This is a genomic window from Streptomyces kanasensis (genome assembly GCF_043077165.1).
Lineage (GTDB): Bacteria > Actinomycetota > Actinomycetes > Streptomycetales > Streptomycetaceae > Streptomyces > Streptomyces changanensis.
Genome location: NZ_JBIBSF010000011.1, coordinates 1 through 21,890 on the forward strand (window position 1 = coordinate 1; position 21,890 = coordinate 21,890).

The 21,890-nt window shown below is 75.0% G+C and carries 25 protein-coding genes and 1 pseudogene; 18 read left to right on the forward strand and 8 right to left on the reverse strand.

From position 1 onward, the window contains the following. Nucleotides 1–153 precede the first annotated feature (153 nt). Nucleotides 154–621, reverse strand: a pseudogene (locus ACF053_RS24925) (VanZ family protein); the annotation flags it as partial. Between the two features lie 885 nt (nt 622–1,506). Between ACF053_RS24925 and ACF053_RS24930 the strand changes: the two are divergent. The 3 genes from ACF053_RS24930 to ACF053_RS24940 all read left to right on the forward strand — a co-directional run bounded on the left by ACF053_RS24930 (nt 1,507) and on the right by ACF053_RS24940 (nt 4,756). Then, nucleotides 1,507–2,856, forward strand: a complete 1,350-nt coding sequence (locus tag ACF053_RS24930) for a hemolysin family protein (RefSeq protein ID WP_391955994.1) — start codon at nt 1,507–1,509, stop codon at nt 2,854–2,856. Continuing rightward, nucleotides 2,853–3,875: a hemolysin family protein gene (locus tag ACF053_RS24935; RefSeq protein WP_391955995.1), complete on the forward strand. Its 1,023-nt coding sequence runs from the start codon at nt 2,853–2,855 to the stop codon at nt 3,873–3,875. Before ACF053_RS24930 ends, ACF053_RS24935 begins: the two co-directional genes overlap by 4 nt. Before the next feature lie 197 nt (nt 3,876–4,072). Continuing rightward, the gene (locus ACF053_RS24940) at nt 4,073–4,756 is read left to right on the forward strand and encodes an adenosylcobinamide amidohydrolase (protein WP_391955996.1); all 684 of its coding nucleotides are present in this window, start codon (nt 4,073–4,075) and stop codon (nt 4,754–4,756) included. A gap of 74 nt (nt 4,757–4,830) precedes the next feature. On the opposite strand, the gene ACF053_RS24945 is transcribed toward ACF053_RS24940, so the two are convergent. Next, on the reverse strand, nt 4,831–4,980 hold the full coding sequence (locus ACF053_RS24945; RefSeq protein WP_391955997.1) for a hypothetical protein: 150 nt from the start codon (nt 4,978–4,980) through the stop codon (nt 4,831–4,833). A 168-nt stretch (nt 4,981–5,148) separates the two neighbouring features. On the opposite strand from ACF053_RS24945, the gene ACF053_RS24950 reads away from it, so the two are divergent. From ACF053_RS24950 to ACF053_RS24990, 9 genes are all read left to right on the forward strand, one after another. After that, nucleotides 5,149–5,655 carry a GNAT family N-acetyltransferase gene (locus ACF053_RS24950; RefSeq protein WP_391955998.1) on the forward strand — a complete coding sequence of 169 codons (507 nt, stop codon included), beginning with the start codon at nt 5,149–5,151 and terminating at the stop codon, nt 5,653–5,655. A 453-nt stretch (nt 5,656–6,108) separates the two neighbouring features. Further along, nucleotides 6,109–6,294, forward strand: coding sequence for a hypothetical protein (locus ACF053_RS24955; protein ID WP_391955999.1), 186 nt, complete (start codon nt 6,109–6,111; stop codon nt 6,292–6,294). A gap of 252 nt (nt 6,295–6,546) precedes the next feature. After that, nucleotides 6,547–7,275 carry a hypothetical protein gene (locus ACF053_RS24960; RefSeq protein WP_391956000.1) on the forward strand — a complete coding sequence of 243 codons (729 nt, stop codon included), beginning with the start codon at nt 6,547–6,549 and terminating at the stop codon, nt 7,273–7,275. Nucleotides 7,276–7,490: 215 nt separating this feature from the next. Beyond that, on the forward strand, nt 7,491–7,841 hold the full coding sequence (locus ACF053_RS24965; RefSeq protein ID WP_058940785.1) for a tetratricopeptide repeat protein: 351 nt from the start codon (nt 7,491–7,493) through the stop codon (nt 7,839–7,841). Nucleotides 7,842–7,982: 141 nt separating this feature from the next. After that, nucleotides 7,983–8,486: a metallophosphoesterase family protein gene (locus ACF053_RS24970; protein ID WP_391956001.1), complete on the forward strand. Its 504-nt coding sequence runs from the start codon at nt 7,983–7,985 to the stop codon at nt 8,484–8,486. A gap of 100 nt (nt 8,487–8,586) precedes the next feature. Next, nucleotides 8,587–9,252 carry a helix-turn-helix domain-containing protein gene (locus ACF053_RS24975; protein WP_391956002.1) on the forward strand — a complete coding sequence of 222 codons (666 nt, stop codon included), beginning with the start codon at nt 8,587–8,589 and terminating at the stop codon, nt 9,250–9,252. Further along, nucleotides 9,242–9,385 carry a DUF6126 family protein gene (locus ACF053_RS24980; protein WP_198549267.1) on the forward strand — a complete coding sequence of 48 codons (144 nt, stop codon included), beginning with the start codon at nt 9,242–9,244 and terminating at the stop codon, nt 9,383–9,385. Before ACF053_RS24975 ends, ACF053_RS24980 begins: the two co-directional genes overlap by 11 nt. 345 nt (nt 9,386–9,730) lie before the next feature. Further along, nucleotides 9,731–10,534: a pectate lyase gene (locus ACF053_RS24985; RefSeq protein WP_391956003.1), complete on the forward strand. Its 804-nt coding sequence runs from the start codon at nt 9,731–9,733 to the stop codon at nt 10,532–10,534. Nucleotides 10,535–10,816: 282 nt separating this feature from the next. Next, nucleotides 10,817–11,392, forward strand: a complete 576-nt coding sequence (locus ACF053_RS24990; RefSeq protein WP_391956004.1) for a GNAT family N-acetyltransferase — start codon at nt 10,817–10,819, stop codon at nt 11,390–11,392. Between the two features lie 256 nt (nt 11,393–11,648). On the opposite strand, the gene ACF053_RS24995 is transcribed toward ACF053_RS24990, so the two are convergent. Then, nucleotides 11,649–12,416: an SDR family NAD(P)-dependent oxidoreductase gene (locus ACF053_RS24995; RefSeq protein WP_391956005.1), complete on the reverse strand. Its 768-nt coding sequence runs from the start codon at nt 12,414–12,416 to the stop codon at nt 11,649–11,651. A 196-nt stretch (nt 12,417–12,612) separates the two neighbouring features. After that, nucleotides 12,613–13,209 carry a hypothetical protein gene (locus tag ACF053_RS25000; protein WP_391956006.1) on the reverse strand — a complete coding sequence of 199 codons (597 nt, stop codon included), beginning with the start codon at nt 13,207–13,209 and terminating at the stop codon, nt 12,613–12,615. Nucleotides 13,210–13,438: 229 nt separating this feature from the next. On the opposite strand from ACF053_RS25000, the gene ACF053_RS25005 reads away from it, so the two are divergent. Next, nucleotides 13,439–14,611 (forward strand): FUSC family protein, encoded by a 1,173-nt coding sequence (locus ACF053_RS25005; RefSeq protein ID WP_391956007.1) that lies wholly within the window; start codon nt 13,439–13,441, stop codon nt 14,609–14,611. Nucleotides 14,612–14,736: 125 nt separating this feature from the next. On the opposite strand, the gene ACF053_RS25010 is transcribed toward ACF053_RS25005, so the two are convergent. Then, the gene (locus ACF053_RS25010; protein ID WP_391956008.1) at nt 14,737–14,859 is read right to left on the reverse strand and encodes a hypothetical protein; all 123 of its coding nucleotides are present in this window, start codon (nt 14,857–14,859) and stop codon (nt 14,737–14,739) included. Nucleotides 14,860–15,187: 328 nt separating this feature from the next. On the opposite strand from ACF053_RS25010, the gene ACF053_RS25015 reads away from it, so the two are divergent. The 5 genes from ACF053_RS25015 to srmL all read left to right on the forward strand — a co-directional run bounded on the left by ACF053_RS25015 (nt 15,188) and on the right by srmL (nt 19,255). Beyond that, nucleotides 15,188–15,745, forward strand: a complete 558-nt coding sequence (locus ACF053_RS25015; protein WP_391956009.1) for a DUF3291 domain-containing protein — start codon at nt 15,188–15,190, stop codon at nt 15,743–15,745. Nucleotides 15,746–16,103: 358 nt separating this feature from the next. Next, nucleotides 16,104–16,349 (forward strand): hypothetical protein, encoded by a 246-nt coding sequence (locus tag ACF053_RS25020; RefSeq protein ID WP_391956010.1) that lies wholly within the window; start codon nt 16,104–16,106, stop codon nt 16,347–16,349. Beyond that, the gene (locus ACF053_RS25025; protein WP_391956011.1) at nt 16,346–16,912 is read left to right on the forward strand and encodes an RNA polymerase sigma factor; all 567 of its coding nucleotides are present in this window, start codon (nt 16,346–16,348) and stop codon (nt 16,910–16,912) included. Before ACF053_RS25020 ends, ACF053_RS25025 begins: the two co-directional genes overlap by 4 nt. Further along, complete coding sequence (locus tag ACF053_RS25030) at nt 16,909–17,760, forward strand: hypothetical protein (protein ID WP_391956012.1); 852 nt, start codon at nt 16,909–16,911, stop codon at nt 17,758–17,760. The genes ACF053_RS25025 and ACF053_RS25030 overlap by 4 nt, the downstream gene beginning before the upstream one ends. A gap of 373 nt (nt 17,761–18,133) precedes the next feature. Next, the gene (gene srmL, locus ACF053_RS25035) at nt 18,134–19,255 is read left to right on the forward strand and encodes a PheS-related mystery ligase SrmL (protein ID WP_391956013.1); all 1,122 of its coding nucleotides are present in this window, start codon (nt 18,134–18,136) and stop codon (nt 19,253–19,255) included. Between the two features lie 158 nt (nt 19,256–19,413). On the opposite strand, the gene ACF053_RS25040 is transcribed toward srmL, so the two are convergent. The 3 genes from ACF053_RS25040 to ACF053_RS25050 all read right to left on the reverse strand — a co-directional run bounded on the left by ACF053_RS25040 (nt 19,414) and on the right by ACF053_RS25050 (nt 21,674). Continuing rightward, nucleotides 19,414–20,064, reverse strand: coding sequence for a helix-turn-helix domain-containing protein (locus ACF053_RS25040; RefSeq protein WP_391956014.1), 651 nt, complete (start codon nt 20,062–20,064; stop codon nt 19,414–19,416). Nucleotides 20,065–20,106: 42 nt separating this feature from the next. Next, entirely contained in the window at nt 20,107–20,409 is a 303-nt protein-coding gene (locus tag ACF053_RS25045) for a hypothetical protein (RefSeq protein ID WP_391956015.1), read from the reverse strand. 341 nt (nt 20,410–20,750) lie between these two features. Next, on the reverse strand, nt 20,751–21,674 hold the full coding sequence (locus tag ACF053_RS25050; RefSeq protein WP_391956016.1) for a S41 family peptidase: 924 nt from the start codon (nt 21,672–21,674) through the stop codon (nt 20,751–20,753). Nucleotides 21,675–21,890: the final 216 nt, after the last annotated feature.

Sequence of the window (21,890 nt, forward strand, 5' to 3'; positions counted from 1 at the left end):
CTCCGCCTCGCGGCCGGCCGGGGCGGGCGACCCGCTGGGGGTCCGGGGCCCCGCCGCCCCGAACCGGGTCCCCACGTCGCCCGCGCGGGGGGGCCCCCCCCCCGCGCCGGGGCCCCCGCGCCGCCGCGTACGCGCCGGCAGTCCGGATGGACGTCAAGCGACCGGCTGCTTGCGGAACCGGTGCCACCAGTGCCGCCGCCGGGGATGGACGGCCCGGCCGAGCCTGCGGCCGAGGAGCGCGTACCCCAGCAGCGCTCCCGAGCTGTTGAGGATCACGTCGTCGACGTCGAACGCGCGCCCCGTCACCAGGGCGCCCTGCACCAGCTCGACGAGCGTCATCACGACCGCCGTCACGAACACCACCCGCAGCAGTCCCCGCGTTCGGGGCGCCAGGACGGGGAGCAGCAGCCCGAAGGGCACGCCCAGGGCGATGTTGCCGCCGATCTGCTTCACCGTGTCGCGGAAGGCGGGCTGCGACAGGTATTGGTTGATGGAGTCGCCCGGACGCAGGTTGCTGTGCGTCAGCTGCTCGGACGCGACGGACGGCTCCAGCGTCAGTCGCGCCAGCACCACGGCGAACACGACCATGCCCGCGAAGGCCAGCAGCATGGCCAGGATCCGGCTGCTCCGCGACAACCGGGGACGGCCGGCCGGCGCGCCGTCCTCCGACCCACGCCCCCCGTCCCCTCCGTACTTCTCGTACCCCTCCCGTCCTCCGGGCCCTTCTCGCCCGTCGTAGTCCCGATGACCTTCGTGTTCGTGCGCGGCGGTACTCCGCCGGACTGTCCACGGCATGGCCGAACAGCCCCCTCCTTGAGACCGGACCTCCAGGACGCCCGGTTACCCCGGCCCCCGTTGCGTACGCCCCGCGCGACCGGCGCCGCGACCGGACCGCGTCCCGTCCGGGGCGACGGGCGCCGGCATCCGTAAGTGGCCCACGAGGAGCACGCCGAACCACCCCGCGGACCGGTGCCACCGGATCCGGACCCCGACCACCCGGGCGGACGGCCCACCGGCGTCCCTCCCGCGGCCGCCTCCCGCCCCCTGCCCACCCGCCGGGCCGAAGCGGAGACCCGGGCCGTCGACCGACCGGGTGACGCGAGGAGCGTCGGCCTTCAGTGGGGCCGTCGGCCCCCGGCGCAGCGCCGGGTCCGCCGAGCGGTTGCACCGTTGCGTCCGCAGCCCCCGTCCGGCGCGCGGAACCGGAACCCCGCGGCCGACGGTCCGCGCGTGCCGCCCGCGTCCTGCGCAGGTGCGGGAACAACACCGCGGGGTATCCGCGTTCCGTACACGGGTACGGAGCGGCGGGGGAGGACTTCACAGGTCATTTGCCCCTCCTTTACCCTTGGTGGAGGGGATCACCCGGCATCCCCGGAGGACCAGCGCGTGGCCGCCCGGGGTGGCCCGCCCAGCGAGAAGGAGCAGCAGACCCGCAATGGGTGAACCTCCCAGTACCAGCCGTGCCGCGTTCCGCCCGCTCGAGGCAGAGGGACGGGAGGTGGCACGGTGACCGAAGTGCTCCTGCTGCTCCTGGCCCTCGCGCTCACCCTCGCCTGTGCGGTGTTCGTCGCGGCCGAGTTCTCCCTCACCACGGTCGAGCGCGGCGACCTGGAGCGCGCCGCCGAGGCCGGTGAGCGCGGCGCCGGCAGTGCCCTGGCCGCCGCCAAGCGCCTCACCTTCCAGCTGTCCGGCGCGCAGCTCGGCATCACGGTGACCTCCCTCGTCATCGGCATGCTCGCCGAGCCCGCCGTCGCCACCCTGCTGCGCGGCCCCCTCCTGGCCGTGGGGCTGCCCGCGGGGGCCGTCTCCACCGTCGCGACCCTGCTGGGCGTGGCCGCCTCCACGGTCGTCCTGATGGTCGTCGGCGAGCTCGTACCGAAGAACTGGGCGATCTCCCGCCCGCTCGCCGTGGCCAAGGTGGTCGCCGCACCGCAGCGCGGCTTCACCGCCGCCTTCGGCCCGCTGATCCACCACCTGAACGACACCGCCAACCACCTCGTGCGGCGTTTCGGGCTGGAGCCGGCCGAGGAGCTCGCCTCCGCCCGCACCCCCGAGGAACTGGTCGCGCTCGCCCGGCACTCCGCCCGCGAAGGGGCGATCGAGGCCGACGCGGCCGAACTGTTCGTCCGCACCCTGCACCTCGGCGACCTGAACGCCGAGAACGTCATGACGCCCCGCGTCGACGTGAAGGCCCTGGAGGTCCACGCGACCGCCGCGGACGCCGCGAACCTCACCCTCGCCACCGGCCTGTCCCGCTTCCCGGTCTACCGCGACACCCTCGACGAGGTCGTCGGCACCGTCCACATCCGGGACGTGCTCGCCCTCGACGAGGACAAGCGCCGCCTCGTCACGGTCGCCGACCTGGCCACCGAGCCGCTGCTCGTCCCGCACTCCCTGCCGGTCGACCGGCTGCTCGGCCGTCTGCGCCGGGCCCGCACCATGGCCGTCGTCATCGACGAGTACGGGGGCACGGCCGGCGTCGCCACCGTCGAGGACATCGTCGAGGAGGTCGTCGGCGAGGTCCGCGACGAACACGACCCGCACGAGACCCCCGACCTCGTCGAGGCGGAACCCGCCACCGACGGGCGCCGCGTCTGGCGCGCCGACGGCAGCGTCCGCGTCGACCAGCTCGCCGAGATCGACTTCACCGCCCCCGACGGCCCGTACGAGACACTGGCCGGCCTCATCGCCACCCGCCTGGAGCGCATCCCCACCGTGACCGACCGCCTGGACATCGACGGCTGGCGACTCGACGTGCTGCACGTCGAACACCACCGCGCCGACCGCGTCCTGCTCACCGCGCCCGCCCCGACGGCCGCGCACGCCACCGCGACGGGCCGCGAGGTGTCGCGATGACCGCCGTCCAGCTCCTCATCGGCGCGTTCACCCTCGTCACCAACGCGTTCTTCGTCGGCGCCGAGTTCGCCCTGATCTCGGTGCGGCGCAGCCAGATCGAGCCGGCCGCCCTCAAGGGCGACCGCCGCGCGAAGAGCACCCTCTGGGGCCTGGAGCACCTGTCGGCGGCGATGGCCACCGCCCAGCTCGGCATCACCGTCTCCTCGCTGGTGCTCGGCGCCGTCGCCGAACCGGCCATCGCCCACCTGCTGGAACCGCCGTTCCACGCCGTGGGGGTACCCGAGGGGCTGATCCACCCCATCGCCTTCGTGATCGCCCTGACCCTGGCGACGTACCTGCACATGCTCGTCGGCGAGATGATCCCGAAGAACATCGCCCTGGCCGCCCCGGCGCCCACCGCCCTGCTCCTCGGCCCCCCGCTCGTCGCCCTCACGCGCGCCCTGCGCCCGGTCGTCTTCGGCATCAACGCCCTCGCCAACGCCATCCTGCGGCTGATGAAGGTGGAGCCGAAGGGCGAGGTGACGGCCGTCTTCACCGACGACGAACTGGTCCGCCTGGTCAAGGACTCCAGTGAGGCCGGCCTCCTGGAGCCCGAGGACGGCGACCGCCTGCGCGACGCCCTCGAACTGGGCACCCGCCCGGCCGGCGAGGTCATGGTCCCCCTCAACCGCATGGTGACCGTCGACCACGGCGTCACCCCGCAGCAACTGGAGCGGACCGCGGCCCTGCACGGCTACTCCCGCCTGCCGGTCACCGGCCCCGGCGGGACCCTGCTCGGGTACCTCCACATCAAGGACGCCCTCGGCGTGGCCGACCGGACGAAGCCGTTCCCGCGCGGCGCCCTGCACCCCATGACGAAGGTCGCCCTCGACACCCCGCTGGACGACACCATGACGGCCATGCGTGCCGCCGGCACCCACCTGGCGGCGGTCACCGGCAACAAGGGCACCGTCATCGGCTTCGTCACCATGGAGGACGTCCTGGAGGAGCTCGTCGGACCCGCCCCGACGACCGACTGACGGCCCCGTCCGAGCGCCCCGGCGCCGGCGAGACGTCGGCAGCACGGCCTCTGAGGCCCGCCCGGCCGGTGAGCACCGCCCGGCCGGGCGGGCCTCGACGGGCGGGCGCATCCTCCTGGGCCGGGTGGGCCGCTCCAGCCCGGCGGATCCTCCCGGGCCGGGCGGGCCTCTCCGGCCACCGCCTAGGATGTCGGCACGTGACCGCCCCGCTCCCGCCGCCCCGCACCGCTCCCACCCGCCACCTCGCCGTCCGGCGGCTGACCCGAACGGAGGAGGGGGAGCGGCTGCACGGTCTGCTGTGGGACGCCGGCCCGGGCTGGCGCATGGTGAGCAGCGCGGTGCTCGGCGGCGGGCTCGGCGAGCGCGGCTGGGTGCTCAACGCCCAGGTCGCCCACGGCTACCGGCGCACCGACCCCGACCGGCACCTCGCCGAGCTGGCCGCCGGCGCGGGGGCCCCCGGAGCGGGGGTGGGGCTGATGACGGCGGCCGACGTGTCGGCGTACGCCCACGCGTACGACGGCGGGGCCGAGGCCCTCGCCACCGCGGGTGTCGATGTCCGCGGCTGGGCCGCCGCCCCCGACCGGGGCGCCCCCGTCCCGGCCGGGCCCGGCACGATCAACATCATCGCCGTCCTGCCGGTGGCGCTCACCGACGCCGCCCTGGTCAACGCCGTCGCGACGGCGACGGAAGCCAAGGTGCAGGCCCTGCTGGACCGCGGGTACGACTGCTCCGGCACCCCCACCGACGCGGTGTGCGTCGCCGCACGCTCCCCCCTGCCCGGCGACCGGCCCCACTCCTTCGCCGGGCCGCGCTCCGAGTGGGGCGCCCGCCTCGCGCGCGCCGTCCACCGGGCCGTCCACGACGCGACGCCCACGCCGTAGGGCCCGCCGGAAGGGAGCCGCCCGGGCAGGCGGTGCTCCTCTCCGACGGGCCCCGAGGACGCCCGTGCGGTCGCTCAGCGGTGGCGCGCCAGACTCCGCGGCCTGCCGCCCGAGGCGCGCAGCGTGGTCGAGCCCGGCTTGCGGTGCCTGGCCGTCTGCGTCGGAACGGCCACGAGGGCGAGGGCCAGCACGAGGGGCGTCACGAGAAGCAGAAGGGTGGTCATCACGTGTCTCCTCCTGGTCGGCTTCCCCGACGCCTGACCGCATGTCGCGGGTGGCAAACCCCACCCAGCCGTTCGCTTCTCCGATTGTCCGCCGTACGCCGGACCCGGGCGGGGGCGGACGCGTAAAGGACTCGCGGGCTTCGCACCCCGGTTCGTACCCTCGTCCATATGATCGACTTCGGACGGTTGGACGGGCGGGGACGACGGATCTCCCTGCACGAGGTGCACGACGAGAACTGGCGGGCCGTCGCGGACGTCGCCCCCCTGGACGGCCAGCGCCGCTTCGTCGCCGCGCTCGCCGCCCGCTACCTGCTGCTGTCGACACGCGAACAGGTCTGGCGCTCGCTGGCGGTCTGCGCCGACGGGACCGTGACCGGACACGTCATGTGGGGCCGCGACGAGGACGGCTCCCACTGGATCGGCGGCATGGTCGTCGACGGCGCGGAGCAGGGCAGGGGCGTGGGCCGGGCCGCACTGCTGACGCTCATGGCCTGGCTCGCCGGTGGCGACGACTGCCGGGAGCTCCGCCTCGCTTACCACCCGGAGAACACCGCGGCCCACCACCTGTACACCTCGCTCGGTTTCCGGCCGACGGGCGAGACGGAGGGCGACGAGGTGGTGGCCGCCGTACCCGCGGAGACGGCGCTCGCCGCGGCGCGCGAACCCTCCGACTGACCCCCGGCCCGCCGTCCGCCGGAATGCCGCCCGCCCCAGCCCCTCGGAGCGCGCGGCATCCTCGGCGCGGCGGGCCGCACCGCTTCTCCGGCCCCGTGGCACCCGCGGGCGGTGGCGGGGAGGTCCAGGTGGCGCGCCGGCCCGGAGCGGTCGCCCGGAACGCCGCGCGCCGGGGCGGACGGGCCGGGCCGCCGGGGTATGCCGGCCGTCAGCCGTCAGCCGTCAGCCGTCAGCCCCCGCCCCTCACCCGTGAGGAGGATTCGCGCCGCCCGGCCGTTTCCAGCGCGGAGGGTCTCTTTCCGCTGGTCGGAACGTTTCTGCGCTCGTCGGGCGCCGATCGAGGGGTGTCCGGAACGTCTCTGTGGCCGCGCGACGATGAGCGTCCCGCTCCGGCGCCGGACGACCGCCCGGCCGCCGTCACACAGAGGTACGGGGAGTGAAGGGAGCAGTACGGTGAGGATCCGCGATTGCCTGGCCCGGTTCGGGGCGGCCACCCTCCTGGCGCTCGGCCCGTTCGGCGTTCCGGCGTCACCGGCGGCCGCCGCGACCGGTTCGGCGGAGGCCGTCGGACGGTCCGTGACGGTACCCGACGGCCGTACCGACGCGTTCGCCCCCGGGGCGTCGCCCGCCGCCCCGTAAGGCCGCAGTCCCGGGCCCGCCCCCACGCGGTCCGGTCGCGGGGGAGCACCGCCTCCGGGTGGTTCCTTCGGATGACGGCGCGGGCGCGCATCACCCGCCCACGCCGGGGCGGTTCGCACAGTGGGCCCATGACGTGCACGACGGCGAGCGCTCAGGCCGCGGTCCCACCGGCGCCACCGGGCCCGAGCGGGGACGGGGGCCCGGGCTTCCCGCCGCGCACACGGCCGCCCGCAACGAGCGGGCGGCCCTGACGTGGACGCGTCCACGCACGACGGGCCGCCCGCGGACGGCGGCAGCGGCAGCCGGGCCGGGCTCACCCTGACGACCGCCGCGTTCCTCTTCCTCCTCCTGCGGCTGTTCGCCGTCACGGACCACGAGTGGGGAACGGCCTTCGCGGTCCTGCACACGCTCGACCTGGAAGACAGCGTCGGCATCGTGCTGGGCACGGTGATGGCGGACTCCGTCGCCGCGGCCGTCGCCCTGGCGCTGCTCGTCCCGCTGGTGGTGTTCCGGACGTACGAGCGGTGGCGGCGCCCCCGGCGTGACCCCTGGGACGCGGAGACCCACGGACCGCCCGACCTGGTGGACGGACTGGTGCCGGCCATCGCCCTCGTCATCATGGCCACCTACGTGTGGAGCTTCCACGCGTGGTGGCTGCCCCCGGCGGCCCTCCTCGTCGGCGTGGTGTTCCACGGGCTCCAGCGCGGGGCACGGCCGGGTGGGCGGCGCCGGCGGGCCGTGATCTGGGCCGGCCACCACCTCGGCACGCTGCTGGTCACCGCGCTGCTGGTGGGCGCCGCCACGGTGAGTACCCCCTGGGTGCCCCAGGAACGCATCGCTCTGCGCGGCGGGACGGAAATCCGCGGCTACGTCATGCAGGCCGAACCCGGCTTCCTCAAGGTGCTCACCGCACACGACCGGGCGTTCCGCATCCTCGCCGACTCGGACGTCACCGCACGGACGGAACTCGCGGACCACTGACCGGTCCCCGCACGTCACACGCCACGCCCGTACGCCGCGCCCGTACGCCGCGCGCCGTCGCTGGTCGCCGCGCGCCGCGCGGCCGGCCGGTCGCCGGAACAATCCCCGCAGCGGCCGGGTTGGAGTGGACCTGACGGTACGCCGCCCGAGAACGGGGAGGGCGGCGCGGCCCGGGGCCGACCGGCCGGCAGGTGCGAGAACGGGAGAAGAAGGACATGGACGCGACGACGGCCTACACCAGCAGCACCTGGGGCACCGCGGCCGAGCGCTGGGAGCGGGCGGGACGGTTCTTCGCCGCCAAGGACTACCTGACGGCGGCCGGCCTCCTCGACGGCCTCGTACGCGAGTTCCCCGAGCAGGACGCCGCCCGGCTGCTGCTGGCCCGCTCCTACTACCACTCCGCCCGGCTGGGCCGGGCGGAGGCCGAACTGCGCGCCCTGCTCGACCGCGACCCGGCTGACGCCTACGCGCACCTGCTCCTCGGCCGCACGCTCGAACGCCAGGGGAGGGCGGCCGAGGCGGGGCCGTACCTGCGGATCGCCGAGCTGTGGGGCGTGACCGCCTGACGGCCTTGCCGTCCAGCCGTCCGGCGGCCGGCCCCACCCGCGGCGCTCCGCGGGCGGGGCCGGCGGGCGGAGGAGGCACGTCGCGGACCGGTGCCGAGCGCGTCACCGCACACCTCCCGCCGACCGGCTACCGTCGGCCCGGTGGAACTGCTGCTGATGTCCGACACGCACGTCCCGGCACGGGCGAAGTCCCTGCCCGTCGAACTCCTCGACCTCGTGCCCCGCGTCGATGTGGTGGTCCACGCCGGGGACTGGATCGACACCCCGACGCTCGACCTCCTGGAGGAGCGCGCCCGGCGGCTCGTCGGCGTGTACGGCAACAACGACGGGCCGCCCCTGAGGGCGCGGTTGCCGGAGGTCGCGTACGCCGACCTGGGCGGGGTGCGGTTCGCCGTGGTGCACGAGACCGGTCCGGCGCAGGGGCGGGAGCGGCGCTGCGCCGAGCGCTATCCCGACGTGGACGTGCTCGTCTTCGGACACAGCCACATCCCGTGGGACTCCACGGCGGGCGACCGCCTGCGACTGCTCAACCCGGGCTCGCCCACCGACCGCCGGCGCCAGCCGTTCTGCACGTACATGACGGCGCGGGTCGCGGACGGTCGCCTGGCCGACGTACGGCTCCACCGCCTGCCCCGGGCGCGGTGAAAAGGACCGCACGGGAAGCGGAGTCCGCGGTCGTCCCGGAATTTTTTGCCTGCGAGGCAACTTCTTTGCCTGTGGGGCACGAACGTGGCTCAATGGGCACATGGGACAAGAAGCAGCCGGTGCCGGCGTGGGACTGTCCGGCGTCGCGCCGAGGCTGCGTGACCTGCGGCGGCGAGCCGGTCTCACCTTGGAGGCGGCGGCCAGACGGCTCCAGATGTCGCCGGCCCACCTGTCCCGGTTGGAGACCGGGCAGCGCCAACCGTCGCTGCCCCTGCTGCTGACCCTGGCCAGGAGCTACGGCACCACGGTATCCGACCTGCTCGGCGAGACGGCACCCGAGCGGGAACCCGTCATCCGCGAGGGCAGTGTGGAGCCGGTGGAGGTGGACGGCTGGGTGTACTGGCAGGCCGGCGGGCCGCAGCGGGCCATGCAGGCACTGCGGGTGCACGTCCCGCCGAGCGGTCCGCAGAACGAGCTCGTCCGCTCACACCCGGGCGAGGAGTGGCTGTACGTGCTGCGGGGGCGCCTCCGGTTGTTCCTCGGCGGGGTGGAACACCACCTGGCGGTGGGGGACTCCGCGCACTACGACAGCCTCACTCCCCACCGGCTCGGTGCCGTGTCGCCCGGCGGCGCCGACCTCCTCTTCGTCCACACGCTGCTGCAGAGCCACACCGGCGACCTCTGCCTGGGCGGCGCCGACCGTCCGTTCCCCGGTGCCGCGCCGCGGCACACCGACCTCCCCGAAGGTGGCACCCATGCCTCGTGAAGACACCGGCGTCGAACGTGGAGACGGCCGTTTCCCCCGTGGACTGGTCCTCCGGCTGTTCGCGTACATCGTGGCCGGCCATCTGTTCTCCGGCTTCCTCTACCTGCTGTTCACGCTGGGCGGCGACAAGTAGCCCCCGGCCACTCCCACGTGCCCGGTCACGGACGGGGCGCCCTTCTCCGGGGGCGCCCCGTCCGCCGTTGTTCACGGGTTTCTGTGCGGAGCGTTGACGAGAAAGCGCTTGCACTCTACCTTCCGTTCAGAAATGTGATTCCCCCACGGGTTGCGTGGTGGGCGGGTGAGGTCGCGTGCCTGGGTGTGCGGGGTGGGAGGATGTCCCGTCCTCGTCCTCACGGTGCGGTTCCCCGGTGGAGGCGCTTCGTCACGTGAACGCGGTTCACGAGCGTGAATCGGCGTTTCGGTGGCCGCCGCACCCCCTCTGCCCGTCGCGACGCACCACGACAGAAGGAGTCGGACCATGAGGTCTGCAGCACGGCCGCGCCGACGCGGGCGCGTACTGGCGGGTGCCACCGCCACACTCACGCTCAGTGTTGGCATGCTCATGACTGGCGGATCGTCCCCGGCGAGCGCGGCCACCTGGCCGACGCCCAGCGGAAGCCAGGCGGTGGCCTCCACCATCTCCCTGTCCGGCACCAAGGACTACGGGATGAAGCGCCTCTACGGCACGGGGGACCTCGGCTCGGGGAGCCAGGACGAGGGCCAGGGGCCGATCCTCCAGCTGGCTCCGGGCACCGTCCTGAAGAACGTCGTCATCGGCTCGCCCGCCGCCGACGGCATCCACTGCCTCGGGAGCTGCACCCTGCAGAACGTCTGGTGGGAGGACGTCGGCGAGGACGCCGCCACCTTCCGCGGCACCTCCGCCTCCAGCGTGTACACGATCAACGGCGGCGGCGCGAAGGAGGCCGGCGACAAGGTGTTCCAGTTCAACGGCGCCGGCACGCTCAACGTGTCGAACTTCGCCGTCAAGAACTTCGGAACCTTCGTCCGCTCCTGCGGCAACTGCAAGACGCAGCACAAGCGGACGATCAATCTGGACACCATCGAGGTGAGCTGGAAGGGCAGCAGGATCGTCGGCATCAACACCAACTACGGCGACTCCGCGACCCTCCGGAACATCACCGTCGTCGGTGACACCGGCAGGAAGATCGTCCCCTGCCAGAAGTACATCGGCAACAACACCGGCAAGGAGCCGACCAGCAACGGCAGCGGTCCCGACGGCACCCACTGCCGGTACGCCGCCTCGGACATCACCTACCGGTAGCCACCCGCCCCGCCGCTCGCCGCCCGCCCGGACCGGGCCGCCGTCCGGGCGGGCGGTGGGAGGTCGACCGGTCGGGGCACGCCCTGGAGGACGCCCCGGCCCGGCTCCCGGCCGGGGACCCGTCGGCTGCGGCAGCCGGCGCCCGACCGGCCGGGACCCCGGGGCGCGGCAGCCGGCGGATGCCCCGGACGCGGACGCGCAGGCCGCGGTGCCGTGGAATGGTCCGCCGGGCAGGAGTCGAAAACCGTTGCCGTCCCGGACCGGCCGTACGATCATCGCCGGATGGACCTTCCCCCGAGAGTGATCGAACTCGACGACCTCACCCTGCGCGCCTTCGACGGCGAGGCGGACCTCCCGGAGCTGTTCCGGGTCATCGAGGAGTCGCTGGAGCACCTGCGCCCCTGGATGCCCTGGGTCGCCGAGCACAGCCGGGCGAGGACCGCCGGTTTCCTGGCCGACCGCGCCGCGTGCTGGGCGGCCGGCGAGGAGTACACCTACGCCATGGTTCTGGACGGCGCCCTCGTCGGCGCCGCCACGCTGTTGCGGCACGACGACACCCCTGACGACACCCGCGAGATCGGCTACTGGCTGCACCCCTCCGCCACCGGTCGCGGCGTGGCCACCCGGGCCGCGCGCGCCCTGACCGAGCAGGCCCTCCGTCTGCCCGGCGTCGACCACGTCGAGATCGTCCACGCACCGGCCAACACCGCCAGCGGCGCCGTACCGGTCCGCCTCGGCTTCACCGAACGGCCCCGCCGCCCCGCGGAGAGCCTCGCCCCGGGGGAGACCGGCGAGGTGCGCGTCTGGCGGCTGTCCCGCGACCGGGCCGGGTCGGCGGTGGCCGCGGACATCCGATGACCCCACGGCCGCGGCCGTGCCGCCCGGCGACAGGGACTGCCCGTGGCCGGGTGGGTGCCCCGGGCCGCGTCGGGTGCCCACGGCCCGCCGCTCTGGTGCCCCTCCGGCCGCCGCTCCCCTGCCATGCCGGCTCCGGCCGGGTCGGATGTCGCGCCGCGGCCGGTCGTATGCCGCACCGGACCGGGTCCGATGCCGCTCCCGGGGGGCACGCCGGGCGTCGCGCTGACCGCGCAGGTGCGAGGCGCCGGGCGTCGCGCTAACTGCGCAGGTGCGAGGCGCCGTTCAGGTCCAGGATGGTGCCGGACGCCCACTCGGCGGCGGGGGAGGCCAGCCACAGCACCGCATCGGCGATCTCTTCGGGTGTCGCCACGCGGTTGAAGGGGCTCTGGGCGCGGATCCCGGCACCCTCCGGGCCGGCGAGGCGCGGCGACACCCGCTCGGTGGCGAAGAAGCCGGGGGCGACCGAGGCGACCCCGATCCCGTGGGGCGCCAGCGAGACCGCGAGGGACTGGCCCAGTGCGTGGACGGCCGCCTTGGTCGCCCCGTAGGCCGGGTGGTCGGGTTCGCCACGGAAGGCACCGCGGGACCCGATGTTGACGATCCGGCCGCCGCGGCCCCGGTCGATCATCCGCCGGGCCGCGAGGTGGCTCAGGTTCGCCGTGGCCAGCAGATTGACGGCGACGTGCTGCTGCCACACCGCCACCCACTCGTCGTACGGGGTGTCCGGCAGCGGATGGCGCACGTTCACGGCGGCGTTGTTCACCAGCACGTCGATCCCGCCGAGCGCCTCGGCCGCCGCGTCCACCACGGCCACCGCGCCCGCCGGGTCGGCGAGGTCGCCGCCGGTGAGGACGTGCCCCGTGCCGGCGAGGGAGTCGAGGGTCGCGCGGGCGTCCTCGGCGCGCGAACCGAAGTGGACGGCCACCCGGTCGCCGTTCGCCGCGAACGCCCGGGCCACCGCGCGGCCCAGCCCCCGTGACGCGCCGCTGACCAGAACTCGCCTGCCCGTCGCTGCCGGCTCCATGGACGTTCCCCTCTCCACTGCGTGAACGCGGTCCACCGCCGCGCCATCCTCCCAGCCCCCTCGGCCCCAGCCGAGGCCCCCCGCGTGGGAGCCGCCGGGGGAGAGGAAGGTCCACGGCCCGCCGGCCAGGGGCGGCGTCCGGCCACCCCGGTCCGGCACCCCGGTCCAGCGCCCCCGCGTCCCCGTCCGGCCGCGCTCAGAGCGTCGGGAAGAGCAGCGCGAAGAACAGCCACAGCAGCACGGCCCAGAAGGCCGCCGCCGCCAGGGACACGAGCAGGGAGCTGCGCAGACGCAGCACGAGGAACGGGAAGAGCACCAGCGCCGCCCCGTACCCGGCCACGTCGATCGACAGGCGGGCGGCCTCGACCAGACTCGCCGCCCGGCCCTGCGCGATGCGGCGCAGGAGCCGCTGCGACACGAACCCGTACAGGCCGAAGACGACGGGGAAGAACCACAGCGGGCTGAGCGTGACGAGCTCGCTCTCCGACAGCGCGTCGAACATGACCAGGTGGACCACCCCGGCCCCGGCGAGCCCCACCAGCAGGGCGGCCACGTAGACGGCCGTGAGGGCGAACGGCTCGACGCCACCGCCGGAGCCGGGCACGGGGCCCGGGACGGGGCCGCCGCCGAAGCCCTGGCCCGGGACGGGCGAGGCGTAGGGGACGTCGTCGTCCGGTACGCGCACCACCCGCTCGCAGTGGGGGCAGCGGACGTCCCGTCCGGTGCGTTCGGCCGGAGCCGCGACGAGGTGCCCGCACGCGGCGTGGAACCGCACCTGCCCACCCGGACTCATGGACCGCTCCTCTTCCGCGCCGACCGGCGCCACGGGGGCGCCGCCGGTGCGTCCCGAATTCGACCAGAGGCAAGGACGCGGGCCGGACCCCTCCGGTTGCCGCAGGTCCCGCCGGTGTCGGTACCGAGCGCACGCCGGCGCTCCTCGGCCGCCGGTTCCCGGGCCGGGACGACAGGTATGCCACACCGTCGGGGTGCATACGTCGCCCGCACCGGGCACCCGCACTCCCATGCATGCGATACCAGCCACGGCCCGACAGGCAGGGCGCCATCTCCAGACCGTGGGCCGGACCCTCACCCGGGCGTTCGCCGGGCCGGGCCGGGAACGCGACGTGGCCGTGCAGGCGGTGAAGGCGGCGCTGGCCGCCTGGATCGCCTGGGCGGTCGCGGGCCTGTGGTTGGAGGCACCCATGGCGTTCGTCGCGCCCTGGGTGGCGATCGTCCTGGTCGAGTCGACCGTGTACCGGTCCATCGCCCACGGCCTCCAGCAGGTCGCGGCGATCACGACCGGCACGGTGGCGGCCACCGCGGTCGCGCTGCTGCTGGACAGCACGATGGCGGCGATGGCCCTCGTGCTGCCCACCGTCGTGCTGCTCGGCAACTGGCGGCGCCTCGGCAGCCAGGGCATCTACGCCGCCACCGGCGCCCTGTTCGTCCTGACCGGACCACACGTCAGCGTCGCCACCTCCACGGCCCGGATCGTCGAGACCCTCTTCGGAGCGGTGGTCGGGATCACCGTCAACGCCGTCGTCCGGCCCCCGGTGTACCTGCGCGACACGCGCGCCGCGCTCCAGGACGCCACCCGCGAGGCCCACGACATCCTCCACGCGGTGGCCGACGGCCTGGACGCGGACCGGTGGGACCCCGACGAGGCGGACGCCTGCCACGAGCGCGCCCTGCACCTGCACCGCCTCGTCGACCAGTCCCGCGAGGCGATCGGCCGCACCCGGGAGAGCCTGCGCGCCAACCCGCGCCGCCGCGCGTACGGCACCGCGACACCCGACAAGGACTACGACGACGCCGTCCTGGTCCTCGACTACGCCGCCGTGCACACCACCGAGGTGACCCGCGCCGTCCGTGACGCCGCCTCCGAGAAGCGCGCCGCGGCCCGTCCCGACACCGCCCTCGCCCGGCGCTACGCGAGCTTCCTGCGCCAGACCGCCCACACCCTGCGCCTCTACGGCCACAGCCGCTTCGGTGAGCGGTGCGAGGAGGAACTGGGCGAGGCCGTCGAGGAACTGCGCCGCTCACTCGACGAGCTCCGCCACGACGCGGCCCGGTCGAGGCCGGACGACCCTGACGCGGTGGCGACCTACGGCACCCTGCTCGTACAGGCGCACCGCCTGGCGGACCGCCTCGTCCTCTCCGACCACAAGGCGCCGGAACACCCTCCCCGCGGCTGACTGAGCGGCTGGCTCCGCACCCCCTTCGGGGGGCGTCACGCCGCCGGGATGGTGGCGTCGTAGCGGTCTTCGAAGGCTTTGAGCCGGTCCCTGACCTCGGTGAGGTCGGTGAGGTCGTGGCGTCGTCAGGTGCGAGGGCCTTTCGCCGGAGGCCGGACGCCGGACGCGGCGGGTGGCGGGCGGCGGGCGGTGGAGAAGCAGATCTCGACGTGGTCGAGCCAGGCGACGTGCGCGGGGGTGTGGGCCATGAACCGTGTCGGGGAACGCCGCGGTGAGCCGGTCGGCAGAAGTGGATCACTGGTACCCGCCCCGTCCCGCCCGTCACCGCCCCCAGCCCCGAAACGACCGGTACAAGAGGCCACTTGGACAGGAAAGACGCAACTTTTACACGGCCCGCAGGGGCAGCTACCTTCACCTGGTCCTCGGCGATCACCCACGGTCGCTCGCACGGCAGTTCCTCCAGGCTGAGCCATCCGCGACGGGATGAGTCGGTCACACCCACGCATCCTCGTCCCCATGCGCAGCCACAGCCACCGAACCGGGTCCACACCAGGCACCCCCACCAGGGAGAGACGCATGCCCCCTCTCGCGCTGTACACATTCGGCGTCCTGAAGTCACCTCTCGCCGATCCCGCACCCCTCACGCGCGCATTACACGACAGCGGAGAGGCCATCTACCGGAGGATCAGCCGGCACCCCGGATACCTCGCTCACGCCGAAGCGGCAGACGGCGACCGGAGCACGCACTTCGACGTGGACTGGGGTGCGTGGGGTGACTTCGCCGTACCGACCTGGTACGGCAAGGGCCGCACGGTGGAAACCACCGCCCTGGCCACGACCCTCTCCCTCTGGACCGGCCTGCGCCCCGCCTTCGACGCCGTCTACACCGGCCTGCACCGAGACGCGCTGACCAGGCGTTACGACTGGTTCGAGAGGACGGCACACCCGAATCACGTGTTCTGGTGGGTTCCCGACGGCGCGACACCCACCTGGCAGGACGGGGTTTCCAGGCTGGAACACCTCCACGACCACGGCCCCGCGCCGCAGGCCTTCACCTTCCGCCACTCGTTCACCCCGGAGGGAACTCCGGCCAGGAACGAAGGCATCGGGCCGAAGCGTGACCAGGCCCGCTGACAGGGAAGCCTGAACGACTGGGTCCGCTGTCAGAGACCCGACTGAATGACGGCGAGCAGATGCGTCCGCGCCACGGCGGATCCGCCGGCGCCCGGGGCTTCGCCCGCCACCTCGCGGCACCGACGAGCACCAGGACGCCGTCCTGTCCACCAGCGGCTTCGCCCGGCACCCCCGCAGACGCCCTCGACCGCGCCTGCGGGGCCTCCGCCTCACCGCCCCCGGCGTCCGACCCCGCACCACGCACGGCGACAAGCCCCACAGCCAACGCCCCGAGTACTCACGGGGACGACCACTAAGCGCTTCCGGCCGCCCGGGCGATGTACGGGCATGGAGTCGGACACGACGGACGGAGGCTCCCGTGTGGAGTGAACTGGCGGTCGGCGGCCTGGCGTGGCCCGTCGTGGCCGTGGTGCTGCTGAGCGGGGCCCTGAGGCTCCTCGCGGAGCGCTCCCGCCGCAGGACGTTGGTGGACGTGGTGACCCGCGCTCCCCGCGGCACGCGGATCACCCAGGACCGGGGCTCGTTCGGCCCGGCGTTCCGGGTGTGCGTGGGGCCCGCGCGGCACGGCGACCGCGGGGCCGGGGGAGAGCGGGCCCCTTCGTGAGCCGGGTTCCCCCCGAGTACTGGACCGAGGTGGCCGCCCTCTACCGGCAGCACCGGGGCGACCTCCTCCGGTTCGCCGCCCGTCTCCTGCACGGGGAGGCCCACCTCGCACACGACATGACGCAGGAGGTCTTCCAGGCGGCGGCGCTCGCCTGGTCCCGCCTCCGGCGGCTCGACCCGGACACGCGGCGCGCGTGGCTGTTCCGCGTCCTGAAGAACAAGGTGTACGACCACTGGGGCGGCGCCCGGCGCCACGTACCCCTGCCGGAGCTGCCCGAGGCGTCCCCGAGCGACACGTCCCGCGAGGCCGTGTCCGGCCTGCTGCTCAAGCGGTGCTGGGGCGTCATGGACGCGATGCCGCCCGCGCAGCGGCGCGTCGCGCTCCTGCGGTGGCAGGGGGAGTGGACCAGCGCGGAGATCGCCGGGCACCTGTCGCTGAGCCCCAGCACGGTACGGGTGCACCTGGCGAACGCCCGCAGGGCGCTGCTCGCGGAGTTCGCGACGGAGGTCGTCTTCCCGTCCGACTGGTGGGAGACGGCCGCAGGAGAGGAGGTGGCCCGGTGAGCGGTGACGAGGAGACCCGTGCGTACCGCATCGGCGGTGACGACGCGCGGCCGCGCAGGCTCACCACGGTGACGGAGCTGCTGGGCGGGCTCGACGACGTGGGCGCCCCGGCGGACCCCGCCCGCGAGGTGGACGGGGACGACGCGGGGCTGGAGCGGCTCATGGCGTGGATGGCCGCGCCCGCCCCCCGCGCACCGGAGGCGGCGCCCTCGGGTACCGCGGTGAAGATGCTGGTCCTGGGCGGCGCGGAAGCGGCCCGGTTCGTGGCGACGGTCACCGACCGCTCCGCCCCCGCCATGGCGGAGGGGGGCCTTCCCCGGCGGGAGGGGCAGCCGGCGGAGGCCGTCGGGACCACCGGCACCGGCCGGCCCGACGCGGACGACGCGAACCCGCCCGGGTTCGGACGGATCGGCCTCGCCGGCGACCTCCACCTGTACCTGTTCGCCCCAGGGGCGCAGCTCCGCTCCCCGTCCGGGCCCGACGCGTGGCGCGACCTCGCGGAGGGGGCGCTCGGCGCGGTCGTCCTGGCCGACACGCGGCGGCTCACGGAGTGCTTCGTCCACCTCGACCGGGTCGAGGCGTCGGGCCTGCCCTACGTGGTCGGGACGCTCCGGCCCGGCGGAGACGTGCGCCCCCCGCTGTCGGCGATCCGGGAGGCGCTCATGCTCGACGCCTCCGTTCCGCTCCTGGAGTGCGACGTCTCTTCCCGGGCCGACACGGTGCGGGCCCTGCGGGCCGTCGTCACCCGGGCCCTGGACGGCAGCGAGACGACCGAGGACACCCCCGAGGACCTCACCGGACCCAGCGCCCTGCTCCTCCTCACCCAGGTGGGCTGCCTCCTCCACTGACGCCCACCCCGTCACCCCGGGGCGCGCCCGGACACGGCCGCGCCCCGGGCCGGCGCGTCGCCCCCCCGCAACGGGCACGGCTCCGCCGGTGTCCGCGCCGTGACCGGAAGCACCCGGGGCGCCGGCCCCCAGGACGACGCCCACGGCTGACATAACCCGTGGCGGTCGGGACGGGCCGCGCCTACGCTGCCCCCGTGGCCGTCGTAGCGAACCCGCGCCGATTTACCGGCCCCCCGGCCCCCCGAGGGCGCCGCAGGGGTCGGAGTTCGCCGCGTCCGGGGACACGCCGGGCGAACTGACCCGTCGAGCGGTGGACCCAGGGGCCGGGGGGTGATCCCGGACCACCACCCACCACCGCTCCCCAGGAGTCACCGTGCACGCCCACCTCTCCGCCGCCCGACTCGCCGACGCTCTCGCCGTCCGCGACCTCACCGACCCCGCTGCCGGTCCGCACGCCCTCCAACCACTCCTCGAACGCGCCGTCGACGCGCTCGCCGACCACTGGGGGTGCGAGGTCCGCTGGTGGCGCGGCGAGCGAATCGTCACCGTCGCCGACAACTACGACCACCTCGGCTACGGCGCCGACGACATCACCCGCGACGCCCGCTACACCCGGTACGTCGACGACCGGCGGATGCTGCGCAGCCACTCCAGCGCGCTGGTCCCGGGAGCGCTGCGCGCGCTGGCCGCCGACCCGTCCGACGACGTGCTGCTGGTCTGCCCCGGCCTGGTCCACCGCCGCGACTCCATCGACCGGCTGCACACCGGCACCCCGCACCAGGTCGACCTGTGGCGCGTCACCCGCCGCCCCGCCCGCCTGACCGCGGACGACCTGGACGAGATGGTCGCCGTACTCATGGGCGCCCTGCTCCCCGGGACGCCCCACCGCTGTGAGGACCGCGTCCACCCCTACACCCTGGCCGGCCGACAGGTCGACGTGGCCTCCGGCGACGCGTGGGTGGAGGTCGCCGAGTGCGGGCTCGCCCACCCGGAGGTGCCGGCACGCGCCGGCCTCGACGGCGAGTGGAGCGGGCTGGCCCTCGGCATGGGCCTGGACCGCGTACTGATGCTGCTCAAGGGCATCCCCGACATCCGCTTGCTGCGGTCGACGGAGCCGTCCGTCGCCGCGCAGATGACGGACCTCACGCCGTACCGGCCGGTCTCGGCGATGCCCGCCGTCCGCCGTGACCTCTCCGTCGCCGTGGACCGCGACGACCTCGTCGAGGACCTGGGCGACCGGGTCCGCGACGCGTTGGGCGCGGACGCCGATTGCGTCGAGTCGGTGGAGATCCTGGCGGAGACGCCCTGCGGGGAGCTCCCACCCCGGGCCCTGGCGCGCCTCGGCGCCCGGCCCGACCAGAAGAACGTCCTGCTGAAGGTGGTACTGCGGCACCTGGGCCGGACCCTCACCGACCGTGAGGCGAACCGGCTCCGCGACCGGGTGTACGCCGCGGTCCACCGGGGCGCCGCCCACCAGTGGGCGGCGAACGGCTGACAGCGGGCCGTCCACCGTCCCGGGGCGGTCCGGGCCGGGAGGGCGTGCGGTCCCGGGCCGAACCGCCCGGGCGTACGGGCCCCGGCGCCCGCCCGCCGGGGGCCCGGGGCCGCTCGACGGGGGGCCGCCTTCGCGACGGTCCCCCGTCGAGCGGTCGGTCACGGAGGCCGGAGCGAGCCGAGCGCCCGTTCGTACTCCCGCCTGGAGCGGCTGCACCAGGCGGCCTCGGCCGCCCGTACCCCGCTCAGCCGCCGCTTGGCGAGGGTGCGGCTGCGGTGGGCGCGACGGTGCGCTCGCAGCCACCGGGGGAACGTCTCCTCCGGCACCCCGCACGCGGTGAGGAAGGCCAGCATCCGTCGTTCCGACAGGGGCGCGCCCGCGAGGACGCGTCCGATGGTGGAGCGGGACAGGGGCGGGAGGTCCCGGGCGCGCCTGGCCCTGCGCTCCAGCTCCCGGTACGACGGTGCCCCCGCCTCCTCGTACACGTCGGCGAGCAGGGCGCCCAGGCCCGTGAAGTCGCACACCGAGCGCAGCTCCGCCGACGGGTCCGGCGCGGCGGGGGCGCGCCGGCGGCGGTCGGCGCGGCGGGCCCGCTTCCACAGGACCTCGACCTCGTCCGGGTCGACCCCGCATGCGGCGGCGTGCGAACGGGCGATGGGGAGTTGCGGGAGCGTGTCCCCCGCCTCGGCGCGGCGGACGGTGGCGAGGGAGCAGGCCATCGCCTGCGCGACCTCCTCCCGGGACAGGCCCCGGTACCGCCGGGCCAGGCGCAGCCGCTCGGCGAACTCACCGACGGGTCCCGGGGGCACGGGTTTCACGGGACGGCCCCGGTGGCCGGCCACGCCCGCCACCTACGCCACGGGGAACGGCTCGGCGACGTACGCGAGCCGCAGCCGCAGCCGGATCGTGGTCCGGCGGACCGGCGGCGCGGCGACCAGACGCGCGACGGTGACCGCCGACAGACAGGTGCCGCACCACCACGGCAGCCGGGGCACCGGCCATGTGCCGGGGCCGGCCGCGACGACGAGGACGGCCGCGACGACGATCACGAGGACCGCGACGGCGACGGCGACGGCGGAGCACGGACGGTGACCTGACGCTCCGTCACACGGGGCGGGCGACGTCGTCGTCGGGCGGGAGCGGTGCGAGGGCATGGGCTCTCCAAGGCTGGTGCGCGGGATCGACGGGCCGCGGCGGCCACCCTGCCGGTGAGGGCCCGGTACGCCGGGCCGGGTGCGGCGGTCGGTCCGGTGGCGGTCGCGGTGCGCAGCATCGTGTCACCGGCCCGCCACACGGCGGCGGCGTTCGGTCACGACCGTCCCGCGTGACGCGCCGCACGAGGGGGACCCGCCCGCCCCGCCCGCCGATGCGCGCTGCCGCCCGCCGTGCCGAACCGGCGTCCCCGCACGCCCCTGGACTGCGGTGTCGGCAGCGGGAGTCCGGTCAGCCGCTGCCCGACGGCGTCGGCGCCCGCCGCGCGGGCGCCGTGTTTCGGTCAACTCCGTCCCGAGCGGCCCGGTTGCCGTCGAGCACCGAGGTGTGCCAGGGCCGCCTCGACGGCCGTGTCGAGGGCCCGGACCGCCGGGACGGACACGTCCGGGACGACGCCCACGCCTTCCCAGTTGGTGCCGGTGACGGCGCTGACGGTCCGGGCGGTCGGCACGGTCACCAGGATGTGTTCCGTCACCGCGTGGCGGGCCGTCGGGTGCGCGCCGCCCCGTGTCCTCTCGCCGACGAGGACGGCCCGGCCGTGGGCTTGGAGGGTGTACGCCACGTCCTCGCCCCCGGAGAAGGTGACGGGGCCGGTGAGCACGTAGACCGGGCGGTCCGGGTAGCGCGGTGCGGGGAGGTGGGCGGCCGTCCAGAACTGGCGCGTGGCGCCGGTGGAACGCTCGTATATGTCGTTGAGGTGGACCTGGTCGTCGCGGAAGAAGTAGCTGCACCACATCGCGGCCCCTTCCGGGGCCCCTCCGCGGCACTCGCGCAGGTCGAGCACGAGCGCCGCGCTGTGGGCGACCAGGTGCATCGCCGCGCCTATCGCGTGGGCGCCCGTGTCGGCGTACGGGATGCGCCGGACGTCGATGAGACCGATGTTCCCGTCCAACTGCTCGACGCGGCGTATCCCTTGGTTCTCCGCCCTGAGCAGATCCAGGAACGCGGCCCGTCCCTCGTCCTCGTCCGCCGGGTCCGTGGACTGCGGCCGGTCCGTCCAGAGCAGCCGCAGGTGCTTGTCCGGGCACACGTCCTGGAGGTGCGCGGTCACCGTTTCACACAGGGCGCGGCCGTCCAGGTGGTCGTAGTCGCCTGCCGCGAGCCGACGCCGGATCGCGGCGTCGACGGCCGTGGCCTTCTCGGGGAAGACGTACCCGGCCGTGATGCGCCCCAGGGCCGTTTCGATGATCTGTCCGTTCGATGGCATGGCGGGTCACGGTAGACCTCGGGCGCCTCCGCCACCAGTGGTTTTCGTACCGGACGCCCCGGGCGGGCGCGGCCCGTGGCGACGACGACCGGACCCGGTCGGCGGTACGCGCCGACCGGGCCCGGTGCCCGGTGTCCTCGCCCTCACCCTGCCGGAGGCTCCGTGGGCGGATCCGTTCTCGGATCCGCCCACGGCCGGATCCGAGAACGGATCGCC